Source organism: Enterobacter sp. ECC_219_Taxon_10 (genome assembly GCF_058354905.1).
In genome coordinates, this window is sequence record NZ_CM178005.1 from 4574919 (window position 1) to 4594617 (window position 19699).

At 53.0% G+C, this 19699-nt stretch carries 18 protein-coding genes; 11 read left to right on the forward strand and 7 right to left on the reverse strand.

Annotated elements, in window-relative coordinates; genetic code table 11:
* Window positions 1–1140 (reverse strand): UDP-4-amino-4-deoxy-L-arabinose aminotransferase, encoded by a 1140-nt coding sequence (arnB, locus tag AC4ICF_RS21865; protein ID WP_316380283.1) that lies wholly within the window; start codon window positions 1138–1140, stop codon window positions 1–3.
* 323 nt (window positions 1141–1463) lie between these two features.
* The gene (locus AC4ICF_RS21870) at window positions 1464–1970 is read right to left on the reverse strand and encodes a phenolic acid decarboxylase (protein ID WP_061096823.1); all 507 of its coding nucleotides are present in this window, start codon (window positions 1968–1970) and stop codon (window positions 1464–1466) included.
* A 99-nt stretch (window positions 1971–2069) separates the two neighbouring features.
* On the opposite strand from AC4ICF_RS21870, the gene AC4ICF_RS21875 reads away from it, so the two are divergent.
* Both AC4ICF_RS21875 and AC4ICF_RS21880 read left to right on the forward strand, forming a co-directional pair.
* Window positions 2070–2951 carry a LysR family transcriptional regulator gene (locus tag AC4ICF_RS21875; protein WP_316380227.1) on the forward strand — a complete coding sequence of 294 codons (882 nt, stop codon included), beginning with the start codon at window positions 2070–2072 and terminating at the stop codon, window positions 2949–2951.
* A 32-nt stretch (window positions 2952–2983) separates the two neighbouring features.
* Complete coding sequence (locus AC4ICF_RS21880) at window positions 2984–3778, forward strand: SDR family NAD(P)-dependent oxidoreductase (protein ID WP_163330665.1); 795 nt, start codon at window positions 2984–2986, stop codon at window positions 3776–3778.
* Window positions 3779–3783: 5 nt separating this feature from the next.
* On the opposite strand, the gene AC4ICF_RS21885 is transcribed toward AC4ICF_RS21880, so the two are convergent.
* Window positions 3784–4311, reverse strand: coding sequence for an NlpC/P60 family protein (locus AC4ICF_RS21885; protein WP_407065507.1), 528 nt, complete (start codon window positions 4309–4311; stop codon window positions 3784–3786).
* Between the two features lie 240 nt (window positions 4312–4551).
* Between AC4ICF_RS21885 and AC4ICF_RS21890 the strand changes: the two genes are divergently transcribed.
* Entirely contained in the window at window positions 4552–5214 is a 663-nt protein-coding gene (locus AC4ICF_RS21890) for an HAD family hydrolase (protein WP_116342789.1), read from the forward strand.
* Window positions 5215–5714: 500 nt separating this feature from the next.
* Here AC4ICF_RS21890 and AC4ICF_RS21895 read toward each other — a convergent pair whose 3' ends face one another.
* Entirely contained in the window at window positions 5715–6740 is a 1026-nt protein-coding gene (locus tag AC4ICF_RS21895; protein WP_316380225.1) for a TerC/Alx family metal homeostasis membrane protein, read from the reverse strand.
* 635 nt (window positions 6741–7375) lie between these two features.
* On the opposite strand from AC4ICF_RS21895, the gene AC4ICF_RS21900 reads away from it, so the two are divergent.
* From AC4ICF_RS21900 to AC4ICF_RS21920, 5 genes are all read left to right on the forward strand, one after another.
* Window positions 7376–7933: a fimbrial protein gene (locus AC4ICF_RS21900; RefSeq protein WP_163330620.1), complete on the forward strand. Its 558-nt coding sequence runs from the start codon at window positions 7376–7378 to the stop codon at window positions 7931–7933.
* A 55-nt stretch (window positions 7934–7988) separates the two neighbouring features.
* The gene (locus tag AC4ICF_RS21905; protein ID WP_163330619.1) at window positions 7989–8672 is read left to right on the forward strand and encodes a fimbrial biogenesis chaperone; all 684 of its coding nucleotides are present in this window, start codon (window positions 7989–7991) and stop codon (window positions 8670–8672) included.
* Window positions 8673–8708: 36 nt separating this feature from the next.
* Window positions 8709–11225: a fimbria/pilus outer membrane usher protein gene (locus AC4ICF_RS21910; RefSeq protein ID WP_316380224.1), complete on the forward strand. Its 2517-nt coding sequence runs from the start codon at window positions 8709–8711 to the stop codon at window positions 11223–11225.
* Window positions 11225–12256, forward strand: a complete 1032-nt coding sequence (locus AC4ICF_RS21915; protein ID WP_316380223.1) for a fimbrial protein — start codon at window positions 11225–11227, stop codon at window positions 12254–12256. The genes AC4ICF_RS21910 and AC4ICF_RS21915 overlap by 1 nt, the downstream gene beginning before the upstream one ends.
* Before the next feature lie 108 nt (window positions 12257–12364).
* Entirely contained in the window at window positions 12365–14185 is a 1821-nt protein-coding gene (locus AC4ICF_RS21920) for an integrin alpha (RefSeq protein ID WP_116342800.1), read from the forward strand.
* 54 nt (window positions 14186–14239) lie between these two features.
* On the opposite strand, the gene AC4ICF_RS21925 is transcribed toward AC4ICF_RS21920, so the two are convergent.
* Window positions 14240–15436: a BaiN/RdsA family NAD(P)/FAD-dependent oxidoreductase gene (locus AC4ICF_RS21925; RefSeq protein ID WP_163330616.1), complete on the reverse strand. Its 1197-nt coding sequence runs from the start codon at window positions 15434–15436 to the stop codon at window positions 14240–14242.
* A gap of 228 nt (window positions 15437–15664) precedes the next feature.
* Between AC4ICF_RS21925 and pitA the strand changes: the two genes are divergently transcribed.
* Both pitA and AC4ICF_RS21935 read left to right on the forward strand, forming a co-directional pair.
* A complete protein-coding gene (gene pitA / locus AC4ICF_RS21930) occupies window positions 15665–17164 on the forward strand; it encodes an inorganic phosphate transporter PitA (RefSeq protein ID WP_116342802.1) in 1500 nt (499 codons plus the stop codon).
* 184 nt (window positions 17165–17348) lie between these two features.
* Window positions 17349–17756 carry a hypothetical protein gene (locus AC4ICF_RS21935; RefSeq protein ID WP_316380221.1) on the forward strand — a complete coding sequence of 136 codons (408 nt, stop codon included), beginning with the start codon at window positions 17349–17351 and terminating at the stop codon, window positions 17754–17756.
* A gap of 43 nt (window positions 17757–17799) precedes the next feature.
* Here the strand turns inward: AC4ICF_RS21935 and uspB are convergent, their stop codons facing one another.
* Window positions 17800–18135 carry a universal stress protein UspB gene (gene uspB, locus AC4ICF_RS21940; protein WP_003861224.1) on the reverse strand — a complete coding sequence of 112 codons (336 nt, stop codon included), beginning with the start codon at window positions 18133–18135 and terminating at the stop codon, window positions 17800–17802.
* A gap of 283 nt (window positions 18136–18418) precedes the next feature.
* On the opposite strand from uspB, the gene uspA reads away from it, so the two are divergent.
* Window positions 18419–18856, forward strand: a complete 438-nt coding sequence (gene uspA / locus AC4ICF_RS21945) for a universal stress protein UspA (protein ID WP_003861223.1) — start codon at window positions 18419–18421, stop codon at window positions 18854–18856.
* Window positions 18857–18934: 78 nt separating this feature from the next.
* Here the strand turns inward: uspA and rsmJ are convergent, their stop codons facing one another.
* The gene (gene rsmJ, locus AC4ICF_RS21950; RefSeq protein WP_316380220.1) at window positions 18935–19699 is read right to left on the reverse strand and encodes a 16S rRNA (guanine(1516)-N(2))-methyltransferase RsmJ; all 765 of its coding nucleotides are present in this window, start codon (window positions 19697–19699) and stop codon (window positions 18935–18937) included.

Below are 19699 nucleotides of genomic sequence, written 5' to 3' on the forward strand. Positions count from 1 at the left end.
TCAATGTCCTGCAAGCTGATGGAGCGCGGTAATGACGCGGGTTGTGTCGTCATGAGTCATGTCCGGGAAAAGAGGGAGAGAACAAATACGCGCGCTGTTCCATTCCGAATTCGGAAGCGATACATCAGGAAAGCGCTCGCGATAGTATTTTTGCGTATGCGCCGCTCGGAAGTGGAGGCCGGTGCCGATGCCTTTCTCCTTCAGCGCCGCCATCAGGCCGTCGCGTGAGATCCCGCAGCGCGCTTCATCAACGCGAATAATAAACAGATGCCAGGCGTGTACGTGCGGCCATGACGGAATGGTGAGTGGCTGGAACGGCGTATCGGCAAGTTCGCGCAGGTAGCGTTGCGCGATTTCCTCACGGCGTTTATTGGCCTCTTTCAGCTTGCCCAGCTGTACCAGCGCCAGCGCGGCGTTGATATCCGCCAGGTTGTATTTATACCCCGGCGCGATCACTTCCGCCTGCGGCGCACGGCCGTGCGTCTGGCGGTCATAGGCATCAACGCCCAGACCGTGGAATTTCAGACTGCGGATCCGCTGTGCCAGCCGGGCATTATCCGTGACGACTAAACCGCCTTCCGCGCAGGTCATGTTTTTGATGGCGTGGAAGGAAAAAATCGCCGTGCCTTTCCAGCCCACGTGACGGTTCTTGTAGTACGTTCCGGCGGCATGGGCCGCGTCTTCAATCACCGGAATACCGTGACGCTCGCCGACGGCATGAATGGCGTCGATATCACACGGCGCGCCGGCATAATGCACCGGAATAATCGCTTTGGTACGCGGGGTAATGGCGGCTTCAACCGCTTCCGGCGTGACCATCAATGTCTCTTTGTCCACATCGATCATGACCGGCGTGGCGCCCAGCAACACGATCATATTCAGCGTGGAGACCCAGGTCTGAGAGGGGGTAATGACCTCATCGCCCGGGCCAATATCCAGCGCCATCAGCGTGACGTGCATGCCCGCCGTCGCCGAACAGACGGCAATCGCGTGCTGGTTCCCCGTCTGCTGACAAAATGCCGCTTCAAGTTCCTGATTTTTAGGCCCGGTGGTGATCCAGCCGGAGGTTAAAACCTCCTGCAACGCCGCTAATTCCTCATTACCCATCGACGGGCGGGAAAAAGGCAAAAAATCACTCATCATTAATTTCCTTGCAATAAGAATGGCACGCGCTTGATATTAACCAATTGCCTGTTCGTTTATTTCAACGAACCATAAACTCATATCAAGGTATCGTTCATTTCTTAGGGAAAAATTAAGATGCGTATTCCAGATGTAACAAAAACACCATCATTTCATTTATAAACAGTCACTTATATAATTATGAATTATTTATTTCGTGATCCAATTCAATTTTTACAAAATGTTATTTTAAACCAGACATCAACAAACAAAAAAAATCCCGGCTATTTCTTAAAAAGAAGAAATAGCCGGGAACTTTTCTTTTTAGTTAATTGTCGCGCTTATTTTAAGTTATCGGGAAAGTTTTCCGGTAACTCGCTGGCCGCACAGGCAATCACGCTTTCATCATTGGCACCACAGTCGCGTACAAAGGTGATTGTTGCGAATTCATCAATCACTTCCGTTGGATAGGTCGGGCCAGCGTCGCGATAGCTGTTCATCAGCGGAATGTGATCGTTCTGGAAGCAGACGGTTTTTTCCGGGTTATTCATGACCCAGCGTGGGAAGAAGATGGTGCCGTGGAACAGTCGGTCACCCAGGTTCGCAATCAGGCTGACGTCGGTGCCGGTTGGCTCGGTCCAGGAAATTTTATAGATGCTTTCACCGACGCGAACGATATACACCCGCTGATCTTTCACCCAGCGATTACCCACCAGACCGCTGTGAATACGGTAGTCGATGGTGTTTTCATTTTTGATGTAAATTTCGTAATTCCAGCCGTTATCGTAGGTATATACCAGATGTTTACCAACGAAGCCGCTCAAGTCGTGTTTGTCGAATGTGTTCATAAAATGTCTCCTTCGTTTTGATGAGACGATCTTAAACCTTCAAAAAATGAATGAATAACGCTATGTTTTAATCAAATTCATCCAAAATTTAGATACGTTATGCACAAGACGACGCTGGAACAGTGGGCTTTACTGGAAAAAGTGGTGGACGCGGGCAGCTTTGCCAAAGCCGCGGAAGAAACCCACCGCAGCCAGTCATCGGTAAGCTATAACCTGTCGCTGCTGCAGGAGCGGCTGGGCGTGGCGCTGCTGGCGCCAGAGGGGCGCCGGGCGGTGTTAACCCCGGCCGGAGAACTGCTTCTCAGCCAGGTGAAACCTTTGCTAAAAGCGTTTTCGTACGTCGAGACGCGCGCGGCGACCCTTCGTAACGGGATGCGCACGCGGTTGGATCTGGTGGTGGACTCCATTTTCCCCCGCCGCCGCCTGTTCGCCATTCTGCGCCAGTTCCAGCAACAGTATCCGCAAACTCAGGTCCGCCTCACGGAGGTGCTTGAAAATACCCGCGCCGATGTCATGAACAACGAGGCCGATGTGATGGTCTTAACCCGCCGCCAGGACATTACCGGGCTCGGCGAATGGCTGATGAATATCGACTTTGTCGCCGTCGCGCATCACCAGCATCCCCTCTTTGGCCTCGACGCGCCGCTGAGTGATGAGATGCTGCGCCCGTGGCCGCTTATCCAGATAGCGGACAGCCAGAACGCCGCGCGGGCTGCGGGCGAGTCGTGGACATTCTCGACCGTTGATGCCGCCATAGAGGCGGTCGTCTCTCAGGTCGGCTACGGCTGGCTGCCCGAAGAGCGCGTTCAGCCCCAGCTGGAGCAAGGCGTGCTAAAAATCCTCCCGCTGAGCCACGGCGTTCGTCGGGCCACGCCGCTGCATCTGATCGTGAAACGCACCCTCGCCCCGCTGGATGAGCAGGTCGAGACGCTGCTGCGTCTTTTTAGCCAGGAGCCGTCATCATCACCTGCTACGCTTTAAGGTCCGAACGTTAAAACGATAAGGAGCTGATGATGAAAATCGACTTTGCGGGGAAAGTGGCCCTGGTCACCGCCTCAACCGGTGGGATCGGGTTCGCCATTGCCAGAGGCCTGGCGGAAAGCGGCGCGGAAGTGATCGTTAATGGCCGCAGCACCGACTCGGTGAACAAGGGTATTCAGCAGCTGCAGCAGGTTGTGCCCGGCGTGCAGGTGCGTGCCGCCATTGCCGATCTCAGCACCGCGGAAGGGGTTGAATCCCTGCTGAAGGTCGCGAGCGACGTCGATATTCTGGTGAACAACGCCGGAATTTACGGCCCGCAGGATTTCTATGGCACCGACGATGAAACCTGGGAACGCTACTGGCAGACCAACGTGATGTCCGGCGTACGCCTCTCCCGCGCCCTGCTGCCGGGCATGGTGAAAAAAGGCTGGGGCCGCGTGGTGTTTATCTCCTCCGAGTCGGCCTGCAATATCCCGGCAGACATGATCCACTACGGGGTGACCAAAACGGCCCAGCTCTCGCTGGCGCGCGGGCTGGCGAAGTTCGTGGCGGGAAGCGGCGTGACGGTGAACAGCGTGCTGCCGGGCCCGACGATGTCGGACGGTTTCGCTGAAATGATGAAAGATGAGATCGAGAAAACAGGCAAATCGCTGGAGCAACTGGCGAAAGAGTTTGTGATGGCCAACCGCCCCAGCTCGGTTATCCAGCGCGCCGCCACGGTTGAAGAGGTGGCGAATATGGTGATTTATGTCTGTTCGACGCAGGCCTCCGCCACCTCGGGCGCGGCATTGCGCGTCGACGGTGGCGTTGTTGATGACATTATTTAATGTCGTCAGGCCGCGCTGCCCGCGACACGACGGGCGGTAATGTAACGATCCTGCCAGTAGCCATCAGTCAGGGTTGAAACCGTTACGCCCTGGCTGCTGGAGGCATGAATAAACTGGCTGTTACCAATATAAACGCCGACGTGCTTGCGGTTCGGGCCTGTCTGGAAGAAGACTAAATCTCCCGCCTTCAGACGGTATTGCTCCACCTGCACACCGCGATGGATCTGCTCGCTCGTCGTGCGCGGTAAGTGAAGATTCGCCGCATCGCTGAACAGATGCTGCATGAGCGCGGAGCAATCCACCCCGCGGTGCGTGGTGCCGCCCCACTGATAGTGGGTCCCTTTCCATTTCTGGTATTGATCCAGTATCCGGGAGAGGAGTGGGCCCGTCTCCTGGTGAAGCAGGGCCGACTTCACCGGCGATTCCGCAAAGCCACTCTTCACCGAGATCATGGAGGCGGGCAGCTGAAAACTCAGTGCGGAAAACGAAGCAAAACTTAACGTGAGGATTGAAATAAGCGATCTGAATGTCATATCTGAACAGGAGCTAAGAGTGAATTTTTCCTTACCTGTGGGGGCCAACGTTCCCCCTAAATATCTTTCGATGTGGCGATAATATAGATAGCTCATTTTTTCACCAATCATTATTGAGGCCAAAATTGGACTCACTTTCAGATCGCAAGATTGCGAAAAAAAAGGGTGGTGATGTAAGGACTGTTCAGGTAAAGCAGGTAAACTGATCGACAGAATGTGTATTTCAGCTAAGACGTATTTATGACCAATATGATTGCCGACGAGACGGTGGCGAAATCCAGCGTGCTCTCTGTCTTTGACTTCGATGGGACGCTCACGCACCACGACAGCTTTATCCCTTTCCTGCGTTTTGCCTTTGGAAAACGCTACTTTGCGGGTCGCCTGGTGCGCATGGCGCTGCCCACGCTCCACTGCGTGCGCCGCAAGCTGACGCGCGATGAGCTGAAGGAAGTGCTGATCAAAACGTTCCTGACGGGCGTGGACGAACGCTGGCTACGCCAGCAGGCGGAAGCCTTTTGCGAAAAATACTGGAACAAGCTGATGCGCCCCGAAGGGGTTCTGGCTGTGGCGGCTGAGGTGAATTCAGGGGCGGAAGTGACTATCTGTTCCGCGTCGCCGGCGCTGGTGCTCCAGCCGTGGGCGGACAAGCTTGGCATCAAGCTAATTGGCACGCAGCTGGAAGTGAAGGACGGCAAGCTGACGGGGCGCATCACGGGAAATAACTGCCGCTGCGCCCAGAAGGTGGCAAGGCTGGAAAAAGTGTACGGCGATCTGAACGCCTATCATCTGCGCGCCTGGGGAGACACCCGCGGCGACCACGAACTGCTGGCGGCGGCGCAGGATCCGCACTGGCGGCACTTCCACCATCCGCGCAAGCGCCGGAATTCGCCGATTAAGGGTTAATCAGGTGCGGTCTGGTGCGCTCAATCCGGCCCTTTCCCACAGGGCTTAGGGTTCCCCAGTAATTTCTCTACCCGAAGCGATGAATATTGCTTCAGGAAAATGAATGGCTTGCAGCGACGCCCTGGTCCGGCTGTAAATCGCTGAGGCGTTTCCTGCAGGCCGGGGCGAGGCGCAGGGATGCGCCGAGAGGGCGGGCTTTACATGGACGTTGCCTCCGCCCGTACCCGACAAGCCGAAAGGAATAAGCCGAGGGCACCGCGAAGCGGCGATTTACCGCCGGGAGCCCGGGTTGCCAGGGCGGTGGCGATTGAGCCGCCCTGGCACGTTCACCGGTCATGTCCTCACAGAGTAGCAAGGAACGTGAAGTGAACGGAATGACCACCTGAGCCGTATGTTCCCCCTCACCCCAGCCCTCTCCTTCAAGGGAGAGGGGGTCGTCCGTGCTGGCATTATTTTGTGGGGAACCCTCAACCCACAGGGAGAGGGAGAAAAGCGATGTATCAGGCAGTACGTTTCCCCGGGAACATCACGCTCGCAATAATCCCCAGCGCCAGCACACCTAACACCACAAACAGGCTGGCCGTCGCGCCAATGCTGTAACCGTGGTGCCAGAAGTGGTCGGTGGCATTTAACCCCAGCTTGAACGCCACGAAGAACAGCAGCAGCACCACCGCTTTCTCAAGGTGCACCAGATACTGCTTGAGCGCTTCCAGAACAAAGTAGAGCGTACGCAGGCCGAGAATGGCGAACATCATGGCGCTGTAGATAATCAGCGGCTCGCGGCTCACGGCAATAATGGCCGGCACGGAGTCAAACGCGAACATCACGTCAGAGAGTTCCACTACCGCCACGCAAAGCAGCAACGGCGTCGCATAGCGTTTCGCCTTCTTCACGCGACCTACCGTCACGTCCTGGTTTTCCGGCTTCTCCAGCTCCGCATCTACCTCTTTCTGGGTCAGAATAAAGGCGTGGCTGCTGATTTTTGGCCAGACCGGGTAAAAGCGTTTCACCAAGCGATAAGCGAGATGCCCGGAGTAATCCTCCACTTCATCACTCTCTTCATTGCGTTTGAGCATCATCACCGCCGTCCAGCCGACGACCAGCGCGAAAATGACCTCCACGTACGGCCCCAAGCTCAGCAGGCTGGTGCCGATCGCCACGAAAATACCGCGGAAGACTATCGCCCCCAGTACGCCCCAGTAGAGCACGCGGTGACGGTACTTATCCGGCACGCCGAACCAGGCGAAGATCGCCATCATCACGAACAGGTTATCGATAGAGAGCACCTCTTCCAGTGCGTAACCGGTGAGGAACAGGCTCGCCATCTCGGCGCCGTGGTGGATATACAGAAACCCGGCGAAGGCCATCGCCATCGAGAACCAGAAAACGGACCACATGGCCGCACTTTTGAGCGAAACAGGTTTATCGTGACGGTGCATGAAGAGGTCGATAAACATCGCCCCAACGGCCATCACCACAAAGACAACAACGGTTTCAGTCGGGAAACCGAGATGAGCAGAAGCCATGAATCTATCCTTAACATTCATCTGCGCGCTGGCAGAGATAACGTTTGCAACAAAAAGAAGAAAACGCCCGTATCACCGGGCAAGAGAATAATAATAACACTTCTTCGCACCGGCCCGACAATGTAAATGTGATGTTAAAATCGCCAGAGAGAGAAGCAGTAAAAAAACTCATAGCGCGATGTCATCCTGTCCTGCATTACGACGACCCCTCATATGCGTCCTTTTCAGAAAGGCAAATTATTCTTTCGTAGATTATTCTTTCATTATTCTGAGAATTTTATTGTCAGAGCAGAACACAATATTCTGCGAGTAGTAAATAAGCCGTAAAATTCTCACAAAAAAATGCTGATAAAACCCTGATAAGAAAATCATAACCAATTGATTTTAAAGAGACAAAAGACAAATCACAGCGTTATCACTTTATTTTTTTTAATCTCTTGTTAACCTGATTACGAAATATATTCAGACTTCTGGCGATGGAAATTGTTCACACGTACTGGTAAGCAATGCTGAATACCCACGTTAACTTTTCGCATTAACGGAATATCCGCGTTTCGCGGACACAGCAACTCTGTTGAGTTACAAACCTGAAATAATAATGTTCTAACATTTACACACTAAGGAATAGTTTAAAGATGAATAAATCCGTCATTGCCATGGGATTATTATTGGCTGCCGCTGCCAGTCCTTCCAGCCATGCGGCAGATCCTGGTAAGGGTGCAGGACAAATCAACTTCACGGGCACCATTACCGCGAGCACCTGTGATGTCGATATTAATGGTCAGGGAGGTAACCCAACGATTCAAATGGGTACCATCTCGTCTTCGGCGTTTAAAGAAAAAGGTGACGTTGCGGGTATTCACCGCATCCAGATAGATCTGTCCAACTGCGATACCGCCGTTCTTAAAGAAGCCGGAGCACGATTTGGCGGTGCTTATGATTCTAATGATAACAATCTGCTCGCGCTTAAAACCGGTGCCGACGCCGCAACGGGTTTGGGTATTGAATTCCTGAATGAAGATGGAACACCTATGAGACTGGGTGAAAACCCAAATAAGTTTGTTCCTATTACCGGTGATGGCACCACGGGGACAGCCACCCTGCTGTATTCAGCCCGTTATAAATCGACCATTGATACTGTGACCGCCGGTAAAGCAGATGCGGTTGCGGATTACACCATTATCTATAAATAAACTACTCAACTCAGTTCCGGGCTATGAATAATAGCCCGGAACGCAAGGATGTTTTATGTTAAGGAAACGCTACCTGACGCTGCTGGCCTTGCTCCTGGGCTCTTGTTTGTCACACGCCAGTGTGACCTTATCGAATACGCGAGTGGTATATAATGCCGACAAGAAAGAGAGCAATATTAATGTCAGAAACAATACTGCCAGCCCTTTCCTGGTACAAAGCTGGGTACAAGGCAATGATACACAGGGTACCAAAGCCCCGTTTATTGTGACGCCACCGCTATTTCGTCTTGATGGAGGTAAAGCCAACGCACTACGTATTATCTATAACGGCGCCGCGTTGCCGCAGGATCGTGAATCGCTTTTCTGGCTCAACGTAAAATCGATCCCGTCTTCTTCAAGAGAGGATGTCAACAAACTCCAGATAGCGGTAAATACCCGAATCAAATTATTTTACCGCCCGGCGAATTTAGCAGATGAAACGAGGGACATTGGCAAGAATGTCCAGTGGTCTGTTAAAAATAATGAACTCATCGTACGCAATAACTCGTCTTATTACATTTCATTTGCGGAGGTGAAGATCAATAACAAAAAATGGTCAGAGATTGATATGCTGGCACCTAAAAGCAGTAAAAAAATCACTGTGAATAACGCGCAACTAAAAAACAACGCAACCGTACAATGGAAATATATCAATGATTATGGCGGCAACAGCCAGTTAATCACACAAAAAATAGAATAACAATTTTAAAACAATAACCTCGCAGGGGTATTTTTCATGACTATATTTTGGGGCATTCGTCCAGCGCTTTGCTTTGCCTGGATATTACCCAGCGCACTATACGCCAGTGATTATTTCGACCCGGCCTTTCTGGAAACAGGCGGCGCGCCGCGCACCGCTGTCGACCTTTCTCTCTTTGAGAATAAAGATAGCCAGACACCCGGCGTTTATCGCGTTGACCTCTTTCTTAACAATAAAATGATCGACACGCGCGATATTACGTTTCGACTCGAAGAGAACGCGCAGCATAAAAATATTCTCGCTCCGTGCCTTAGCAGGGAGACGCTTCAGTCGTTTGGCGTAAAAACGGCTGCCTTCCCGCTGCTGCAGGATGATACTCAGGGCTGTGCAAAACTGGCGGCAATCCCGCACGCGAGCAGCGAGTTTGACTTCAGCGAGCAGGCGTTAAGACTTAGCATTCCCCAGGCGGCCCTGGACAGCCAGGCTCACGGCTACATCGATCCCGCGCGTCGGGAGCAGGGAATTCCGGGCCTGACGCTCAGCTACAACTACAGCGGCGCCAGCTGGACCTCGAATAACGGGACGGGAACCGATAGCCAGTACCTTAGCCTGCGTCCGGGTCTGAACGTTGGCCCATGGCGTTTACGCAATTTTTCGACCTGGAGCAATAGCCAGGGGCAAGCCGGTCGCTGGGAATCGGTCTATACCTATTTACAGCGCGATATCAGCGCCCTGAATAGCCAGCTGATTGTCGGGGATAATAGTTCAACCTCTGACGTCTTCGACAGCACCCCATTTCGCGGCGTGCAGCTCTATTCCGACGAACAGATGCTTCCGGGAAGCATGCGGGGCTATGCCCCCGTAATCCGCGGTATCGCCCGTACTAATGCCCAGATCACCATTTATCAGAATGGCTACAGCATTTATCAAAGCTATGTCCCGCCCGGCGAATTTGTCATCAACGATCTTTACCTCGGCAGCAGCGGCGAGCTGAAAGTGGTTGTGAAAGAGGCGGATGGCAGCGAGCAAGTCTCTTTAGTCCCCTACGCGTCGTTAGCGGTAATGCAGCGGGAAGGACAATATAAATATGAAGTCATTAGCGGCACCTATCGTTCCAGCAGCAGCGATGCTGAGAATGCGCCGTTTTCGCAAGGGAGCCTGATTTACGGTCTTCCATGGGAAACCTCGATATACGGTGGCATGCAGGCCGCCAGTCAATACCAGTCCCTGCTCTTTGGCATGGGAAAAAACATGGGTGATTTTGGCGCACTGTCATTTGATATTACCCAGGCCTGGGCAACCACGAAGCATGCAGAGAAAAACCGGGGGCAGTCTCTACGCCTTCGCTATAACAAAAACCTGCTCTCTACCGGCACTAACGTTGCGATTGCGGGCTATCGCTACTCAACGTCCGATTACTACACGCTGGGTGAAACGCTGAGCAGCTACCACTCGCAAAACTCCATCCCGGAGCGACGTCGCAGCCGTACAGAACTGACGCTGAACCAAAATCTGGGAGACAACCTCGGCTACCTCTCCTCCATGCTGGTCAGCGAGGATTACCACACCAGCAAAAAACGCACGACCTCTGCCTCGCTGGGCTATGGCAATAGCTGGAACGGTATCAGCTATAGCCTGAACTACAGCCACTATCTGAACGTAACAAAAGAGGATAACCAGCGTCGCTATAACCAGGACAATCTGTTCAGCCTGAGCGTGAGCGTTCCTCTGGACAAATGGCTCCGCTCTGCACGTGCCGGTTACTCATTCTCCGCAGCAGATAACCGCTCGCCTGGCCACAGCGTTTCCCTGAGCGGCAGCGCCCTTGAGGACAATAACCTGAACTGGAGCGTACAGCAGAACATCAACCCAGGCAGCCAGGCAAACAGCAGCGATGCATCGCTTAGCTATAGCGGACGCTATGCGCAGGTTGGCGCCGGGTATGGCTATAGCCGGGACGCACAGCGGCTGAATTATAACCTGCGAGGCGGCGTGCTGGTTCACCCGCATGGCGTCACGCTGGCGCAGTCGCTGGGTGAAACGGTCGCTCTGGTTGAAGCGCCGGATGCCGCAGGTGTCAGCGTCCGTAACCACGCTGGCGTGCGTACCGACTCCCGGGGATATGCCGTGGTGCCGTACCTGGCCCCTTATCAGGAGAGCACAATCCAGCTGAGACCCGACACGCTGCCAGATGATGTTGAGCTGGAAAGCAATAGCCATAAAGTCGTTCCCACCCGGGGAGCCATCGTTCGGGCACGTTTTACCACCGCGGTGGGTAAACGCCTGATGATGACCCTGAAAGATGCGCAGGGTAAACCCGTTCCGTTCGGCGCCGTTGTTTCTCAAAACACCACCAGCAGCATTGTGGGTGATGAAGGCAGCGTATTCCTCACAGGGATGGCGGAAAAAGGAACGTTAGACGTGAGCTGGGGTAAGAAACCCAATCAGCGCTGCCAGGTTAACTATCAGCTTTCTGGCCAGGAACCCACGATTAGCGGAATTGTGCAGTTAACGCAGATCTGCAAAAAACCCGTTAATGATTTAAGGAATTGATGATGAAAAAATTAGCGTTACTCGTGTGCCTGGCTGCAGGCGGATTGATGGGTTCGCCTGCCTTTGCTGATATTCCGGGCAGTTGCTGGCCAATTGGCGGAGCAACCGTTTTTCCGATTAGCAAAAATCTCACTGCCGAAAATATACCAGGATCTGTACAGGAGGGATGGGATAATAATCAAAACTTTTCGGGCATATGCTCCTGTAAAAACTCGTCCGTTAGAGAAAGTGTCTTCTTTAAATTTACCAGTGACGTGCTGAAATCGGGAAGTGGTAAACGTAATGGCGAGTTTATTTACTATCCATTTGATGAAGAGAAAGGTATTGATATCGGCTTTAGGATAGACATTGGTGGTACTATCCAAAATCAAGCGACTGTTGATTTGCAAAATCTTTCAGGGGTAGATAATCAAAACATAACGAATCTCGACTGTGACGATGTTAATGAAGAACATCCGTTTAAAACGGGTTCTAGCGGGACGGTTTCAGTAAAGTTAACCAAGAAGATCACAGGCCATCATGTATACCCTGCACAAGAGCTACTTACAGTTTACGCCCGAAAAAAATCAGGTGATTTCGATCCCACTAAACCATTTGTGAAACTCAGATTTGAAATGAGTATTACTATCCCGCCAAATTGTACGATTAATGGCGGAGAACCCATTAACATCCCGTTTGGTGATATTCCAGCAAATGAATTTACGCCTGAAGCCAACAGTAAACAAAAAAGCATTCCGCTCAACGTAACCTGTGATGACGAAGCGGATGTCAGCAAGGCTAAGATTAAATTCCGCACCTCCGATTTTAATGACGCTGGTTTTATCAGAACCCGTAATAAAGAAGGAGGGGATCGCAACGATTTAGGGATAAAACTTGAACACAACGGTAATAAAATTGATGGCAGCAGTTCGGCCATTCCGACACAGGAGGGTAATGTCACTATTGTAGCTACGCCCGTGCAACAAGGAGAAAAATCTCCAGAACCGGGGAAATTTGAAGCCACATCAACGCTGGATTTCGAGTTCAAATAAAGAAAAAACTTAATCCACTAAAGAAAGGTCTTATTTCACTGCAACTCATAGCGCTATAGAAATGAGTTGCCGGGTATTTAAAAATGGATTTGTATAAGGATATATAGCATGAAACTAAAAAGTAAAACGCGCATAGCATTTTGCATTGCGGCCTTATTAGGTACAGGCTTCACGGCATCTCAGGCCATCGCCAGCGATATTGAGCCCTACTCAGCGCCTTTTGCCATCAAGGGTGAAAAGAGTAATGACTATTTCGGTATGACAATGACCACTATCGGTAAGTTTTCCGATAAGGACAACGGCACACATATCGCGGGCGAAGATATTGTGATCACGGCCCCCTGGGGGGATGGCGCGAAAGGGATTGCCTACGTTATTTTCGGAACTTCCGGCGGTAAAACCATGCAGGAAGTGAACAACGTAGGTGAATTCGATCCGCAAAACGCGCTTAAAATCTTCCACAGCAATAAAGCGAATAAGCCCGGCTCAGTGACGACAAAATGGATGGGCGTTGCGGTACGCAAAATTGGTGATATTAACGGTGATGGATATGACGATTTAGTTATCGCCTCCCACTGGCATGATCAGGTCTATATTATCTGGGGCGGGCCGCATCACCGTACAGGCGCGCGTCTTTCTAATCAGATTGACCTCAATGATATCGACAACGGCGACGCTCGCCTGGGTATTCGCATCCGTACGGTGAATTCTTCAGGCAATGCGAATACCGGCGGCTGGTTTGGCGCCGCGGTAGGCCCAATTAAATATAAAAATTCTGCAGTGGCTAACAAGATGGTCGATCTCGCTATCGGCGATATCGAAGGCACTGGCGGACGCGGCGGCGCGGTCATTATCTACGGCGCCCAAAAGCCAGGCGACCAGTGGCAGAATATCGATATTAAGCGCAACAACCTGGGCGACTGGGAGATCCCTGCCGCAACCGGCGCCTATATTCGTCCGCAGATGACCGCCACCAACGGTCCGGAGAAACCGCTTAACTACAACCTTGGACAGCAGATCAGCGATGTCGGGGATATTAACGGCGACGGCTTCAGTGATTATCTGATCGTCGACCCGGAATCCGTCAATGAAGGCCGTAAATCCGAAAACAGCGGCACTGATGGGCGCGGTACGGCTTATCTTGTCTACGGCAGCAGCTTCAACCAGGGGAATCTCGACATTGCCTCGTTAAACGCGACGCAGGCAACCCGCATTCACGGTATGGGGGCAGCTTTCCTTGGCGGTCAGTCCGGCGGAGGTGAAGGGAGTAACGATCATAGCGCCTATACACAGGATAAGCCCAATAACGGCACCATTACGCCGTTAGGTAACTTCCTGAGTACACATTATAACGCTTTTGCGATTAGCGCCCCTGCCGACATGGGTATCGATAAAAAACGTTCCGGGCTGGTCTGGATTATCAAAGGTAAGACCGACGGCAGTAAGCTGCCATCATCCCTGTTCCTTGATGCGGCGCACACCCGGCTGAACTACAACAAAAAATTTAGCGTACGAGATGGCTATGCTATCTACGCCGACAGGCCTGGCAGCAAGCTGGCAGGGTTCGGGAACAGCATTCTCGGTAATGTGGACTTGAACGGTGACGGTAAGAAGGATCTGGTGATTGGCGATCCGAATGCGCTGAACTCCAGCGGCACTCAGGTCGGCGCCGTGTATGTGATCAACGGCGGTAAAAGCCTGGATGATTACGCTGATGATGAAGGCATGATCGATATTAATACGCTGGTGAGTGAAGGTGTTGCGAAAGTCTACTGGGGTAAAAATCAGTATGAAAAATTCGGTGCCTCCATTGCGGCCGGGAACTTCAATGGCTTCACTCAGGACAGTCTCGCCATTGGTTCTTACCGTGATAACAGCTGGACGGGTAAAGTCACCTTCCGCATTGCGGATTACATCATCCCGGATTAATTCTTACATCATCTGAATGGAGCAACACTGCCGGGGAGGAGACTCCCCGGCAATTTATTGCGCGTTTTGCAGCGCCTGCGCGCACGCCCAGGCGCTCGACCACGCCCACTGGAAATTATATCCGCCGAGCCAGCCGGTAACGTCCATCACTTCGCCGATAAAGTAGAGCCCCGGTACGTTACGCGCTTCCATCGTGCGTGAAGAAAGCTCATTCGTGTCAACGCCGCCCAGCGTCACTTCCGCCGTGCGATACCCCTCGGTGCCGTTTGGCTGAACGCGCCAGTTCGTTAGCGTATCCACCAACGCTTCCTGCTCGCGGCTGTTAAGCTGCTTGAGCGACACGTCCGGGATCTGCCCCAGCACCTGCAAACATTCCACCAGACGTTTTGGCAGCTGCATCGCCAGGGTGTTTTTCAGGCTCTGATTCGGGTGCGCGGTACGCTGCTCGTTAAGGAACGCGCCGAGATCGCAGTCCGGCAGCAGATTCACCGTAACAAATTCCCCCGGCTGCCAGTAGCTGGAGATTTGCAGTACCGCCGGGCCGGAGAGACCGCGGTGGGTAAAGAGCAGGTTTTCGCGGAATACCGTCCCGTCTTCGGCAGTAATGACTGAAGGTACAGAGACGCCGGAAAGCGTCTGAAGCTGCTCCAGCAGCGGCTTATGCAGCGTGAACGGCACCAGCCCGGCGCGGGTTGGCAGAACCTTCAGGCCAAACTGTTCGGCGATTTTATAGCCGAACGGTGACGCGCCCAGACCCGGCATCGAGAGGCCGCCGCTGGCGATCACCAGATTATCGGCGCTGACGGTTTCACCGTTCAGCTGCAGCGTGTAGCCCTGCTCGTCGCGAGCCACCTCCAGCACTTCCGTGCGCAGGCGCATCACCACGCCGCCCTTCTCGCACTCGGCCACCAGCATATCGACAATCTGCTGCGCGGAGTCGTCGCAGAACAGCTGCCCCAGGGTCTTTTCATGCCACGCGATGCCGTGCTTACCCACCAGGTCGATAAAGTCCCACTGGGTATATCGCGCCAGCGCAGATTTGCAAAAATGACGGTTCTGGCTCAAATAGGCCGCGGGTTCGACATAAAGATTGGTGAAGTTGCAGCGCCCGCCGCCCGACATCAGGATTTTGCGGCCTGGCTTTTTTCCGTTGTCCAGCAACAGTACGCGACGACCCGCCTGTCCGGCCATCGCCGCACAAAACATACCCGCCGCACCGGCGCCAATTACCACGGCATCAAACCTTTCCACGTCAAAACCCTCTTCGTTAACTGCCGCGGATTGTAAAGTTTCCTCTGTGGTCACACCAGCGTAAAAAGATATTACAAAGCCATTCCATTGAAATTTAACGATTATCCTTTCAGGCACTTTTCTCAAATCAGGTGGTATGTCAAAAAAAGTCTATATTTCACTTTGCCCGTTGCGCATTTGTCCTGGATAATGCGCCGCGTTCATGTCCTCAAAATGGCGTAACGTCCTATGCTACATTTGTTTGCCGGCCTGGATTTACATACCGGGCTTTTACTATTGCTTGCTCTGGTTTTTGTACTGTTTTACGAAGCGATCAACGGCTTCCACGACACTGCAAACGCAGTAGCAACGGTTATCTACACTCGCGCAATGCGATCGCAGCTTGCGGTCGTTATGGCGGCGGTATTTAACTTTTTTGGTGTCCTCCTGGGCGGACTGAGCGTTGCGTATGCCATCGTGCATATGCTGCCAACGGATCTGCTGCTTAACGTGAGTTCCGGTCATGGCCTTGCCATGGTGTTCTCAATGCTGCTTGCTGCCATTATCTGGAACCTCGGTACCTGGTATTTCGGCCTGCCTGCATCCAGCTCTCACACCCTCATCGGCGCGATTATCGGTATCGGGTTAACCAACGCCCTGATGACCGGGACATCGGTTGTTGATGCGCTGAACCTGCCTAAAGTACTGGGTATTTTCGGCTCTCTGATCATCTCCCCTATCGTGGGCCTGGTGGTTGCGGGTGGATTGATTTTCATCCTGCGTCGCTACTGGAGCAACACGAAGAAACGCGCGCGTATCCACCTGACGCCAGCTGAGCGTGAGAAGAAAGACGGCAAGAAAAAGCCGCCGTTCTGGACGCGTATCGCCCTGATCATTTCCGCTATCGGCGTGGCCTTCTCTCATGGCGCGAACGACGGGCAGAAAGGCATTGGTCTGGTGATGCTGGTTCTGATCGGCGTCGCACCGGCGGGCTTCGTGGTGAACATGAACGCTTCTGGTTACGAAATCACCCGTACCCGTGATGCGGTCAACAACGTTGAGACCTATTTCCAGCAGCACCCTGAGTTGCTGAAAAAAGCGACCGGCGTTGATCAGCTGATTCCTTCCCCGGAATCAGGTGCGACGACGGCACCGGGCGAATTCCACTGCCATCCGGCTAACGCGATTAACGCGCTGGAACGCGCCAAGGGCATGCTGGGTAATATCGAAAGCTACGACAAACTGGCCGTTGAACAGCGTGGTCAACTGCGTCGTATCATGCTCTGCATCTCTGACGTGACCGATAAAGTCGCGAAGCTGCCAGAGGTGAATGCTGACGACAAACGTCTGCTGAAGAAACTGAAAAGCGACATGCTCAACACCATCGAGTACGCGCCTATCTGGATCATCATGGCCGTCGCGCTGGCACTGGGTATTGGTACAATGATTGGCTGGCGTCGTGTAGCGACCACCATCGGCGAGAAGATCGGTAAGAAAGGCATGACCTATGCGCAGGGTATGTCCGCGCAGATGACGGCGGCGGTATCTATCGGTCTGGCGAGCTATACCGGTATGCCGGTATCCACCACTCACGTACTCTCCTCGTCCGTGGCAGGTACCATGATTGTTGACGGCGGCGGTCTGCAGCGCAAAACCGTGACCAACATTCTGATGGCCTGGGTGTTCACCCTTCCGGCGTCCATCCTGCTGTCTGGCGGTCTGTACTGGATTTCGTTGAAGCTGATTTAATCGCTTGAAGGCGACAAAAAAGCGGGTCAGGAAACTGGCCCGCTTTTTTTATGGCTGTTGTTTTACTCAACCCATTGCTGTCATCAGTACAATCTGAACATTATTCGTTCAGATTTTCCCTGCACAAATAATTATCCTAGTAGAGAGTCATCTCAGGACAAACATTCCACGGACGAAACAGATTATGTCATTCAAAACGGCTACTAAATGGATTCATCGCCTTGTGACACTATCGCTTTTAGCTCTGGTCATTGGATTTTTTTGGCTCAACCACCAGCCCAACCGGCAAGCGAGTGATGAACTTCAACGCGTTTATAAATTATCTGACCGCGTCTGGCTCTATATGACCGTGAACAACCAAGGCGGCGCAACCGTGCCAACAATCTACCGCTACTATCTCTCGCAAAAGATAGCAGGGGAAGATACTGACATTATCCATCAGCTCGCTATGAAGCATCCGGTCATTGAAGGTACAGGCACAATTACCTCTGCCAGCATTGATGCAAACGGAGAAGTGAAAATTACCTATAGCGGGAAGGTCATCTCGATTGAGGATACTGTTTCAAATCTCCAGTTCTCCGTTAAGCCCTGAGCCAGATGTAACAAGGCGGGGCTTACCCCGCCTGCTGTAATGCTCAGTGCCAAATCATCAATGCAATCATACTGACCACGACCAGCCCGCACAGGGCGCTGGTCAAAATGAACTGACGACGCAGACGCTCGCAGCGACGGATAAACTCTTCATCGTGATGATCGCGGTAGCGCTGGTAGTAGATATACCCGACCAGACGCATCTGCTTGCTGGGCTGTCCATGCGAGGTGAAGAACCCTCCACCGTCCACATACTGATACAGCAACGGATCGCAACCACGAAGTACCACTAACAGCGCACGTAACGATGAGAAGTAGCGCGCCATATTCACTATGCAAACTACGCATAACGCCCAAAACAATGCGACGGTGCTAATCATACATCCTCCCCGGCGTCCGCCCACGAAGCAAGGCTCCTGAGCTACCGCACCCCAATGCCCTGACAGACAGTTCAGTGAAAGAATGACCAAAAGTCGATCCGGTTCGCGTTTTAATATCCGAACGGCTCATTAAATAGTGTAGGAGATCCGTTAATTTTTTTGCCACAAGGTTAATCGTTATCAACACCAAAGCTTGAAAAATATGTTTAACTGGGCCGTAATGAAAGTATCAGACGACGGCATTCTCATTTAGTCATCGATAACTTAAGGAAGGAGTAACACTATGGCTTACAAACACATTCTCATCGCGGTAGACCTCTCTCCGGAGAGCAAAGTGCTGGTTGATAAAGCAGTATCCATGGCACGTCCCTACAACGCGAAAGTCTCCCTGATTCACGTTGATGTGAATTACTCCGACCTCTACACCGGTCTGATCGACGTAAATCTCGGCGATATGCAGAAACGCATCTCCGAAGAGACTCACCATGCCCTGAGCGAACTGTCCACCAACGCGGGCTATCCAATCACCGAAACCCTGAGCGGCAGCGGCGACCTGGGCCAGGTACTGGTTGATGCGATTAAGAAATACGATATGGATCTGGTGGTATGCGGACACCATCAGGACTTCTGGAGCAAGCTGATGTCTTCCGCGCGCCAGCTGATTAACACCGTTCACGTGGATATGCTGATTGTTCCACTGCGTGACGAAGAAGACGAGTAAGTAAGGCACAAACCTTAGCTTACCCCTCACCCTAACCCTCTCCCCATAGGGGAGAGGGAACGATCGAGCCCCTCGCCCCTATGGGGAGAGGGGTTGGGGTGAGGGGACATAAATATCAAACCGGTGTCCTTTAGTGGTCACCGCGTTGGTCGTGGCAACGTCCGCCAGCGGCGGCGCGTAGTCCGGACGCTTCACCACCACCCGCTTCGTCGCGAGCTGACGAGCCGGCTCCAGCAGGCCATCTGCGTCTAAATCCGGCCCCACCAGCGACTGAAACACCCGCATCTCTTTCTTCACCAGCGCGCTTTTCTGCTTATGCGGGAACATAGGGTCGAGATAGACCACCTGCGGGCGCGGGGTGATATCGGTCAGCGCCGTCAGGCTTGAAGCGTGGATAAGCTGCAAGCGCTCCTGCAGCCACGGGCCGATTTCCGGGTCTGCGTAGCCTCGCGCTAGCCCGTCGTCGAGCAGCGCGGCCACCACCGGATTGCGCTCCAGCATGCGCACATGACAGCCCACCGACGCCAGCACAAAGGCATCACGCCCCAGCCCCGCCGTGGCGTCCACCACGTCCGGGAGATAGCTTCCTTTAATGCCGACCGCTTTGGCCACCGCTTCGCCGCGACCGCCGCCGAACTTGCGCCGGTGCGCCATCGCCCCGCCAACGAAGTCGACAAAAATCCCGCCGAGCTTCGGTTCGTCGCGCTTGCGTAATTCGAGATGCGCTGTCGTCATCACCAGCGCCATCAGGTTCTCTTCGTCGTGCTCCAGCCCCCAGCGGGCCGCCAGAACGGATAAGGCGCCGTCTCCGGCGCCCGTTTCATCAACTAAGCAGATCTTCAC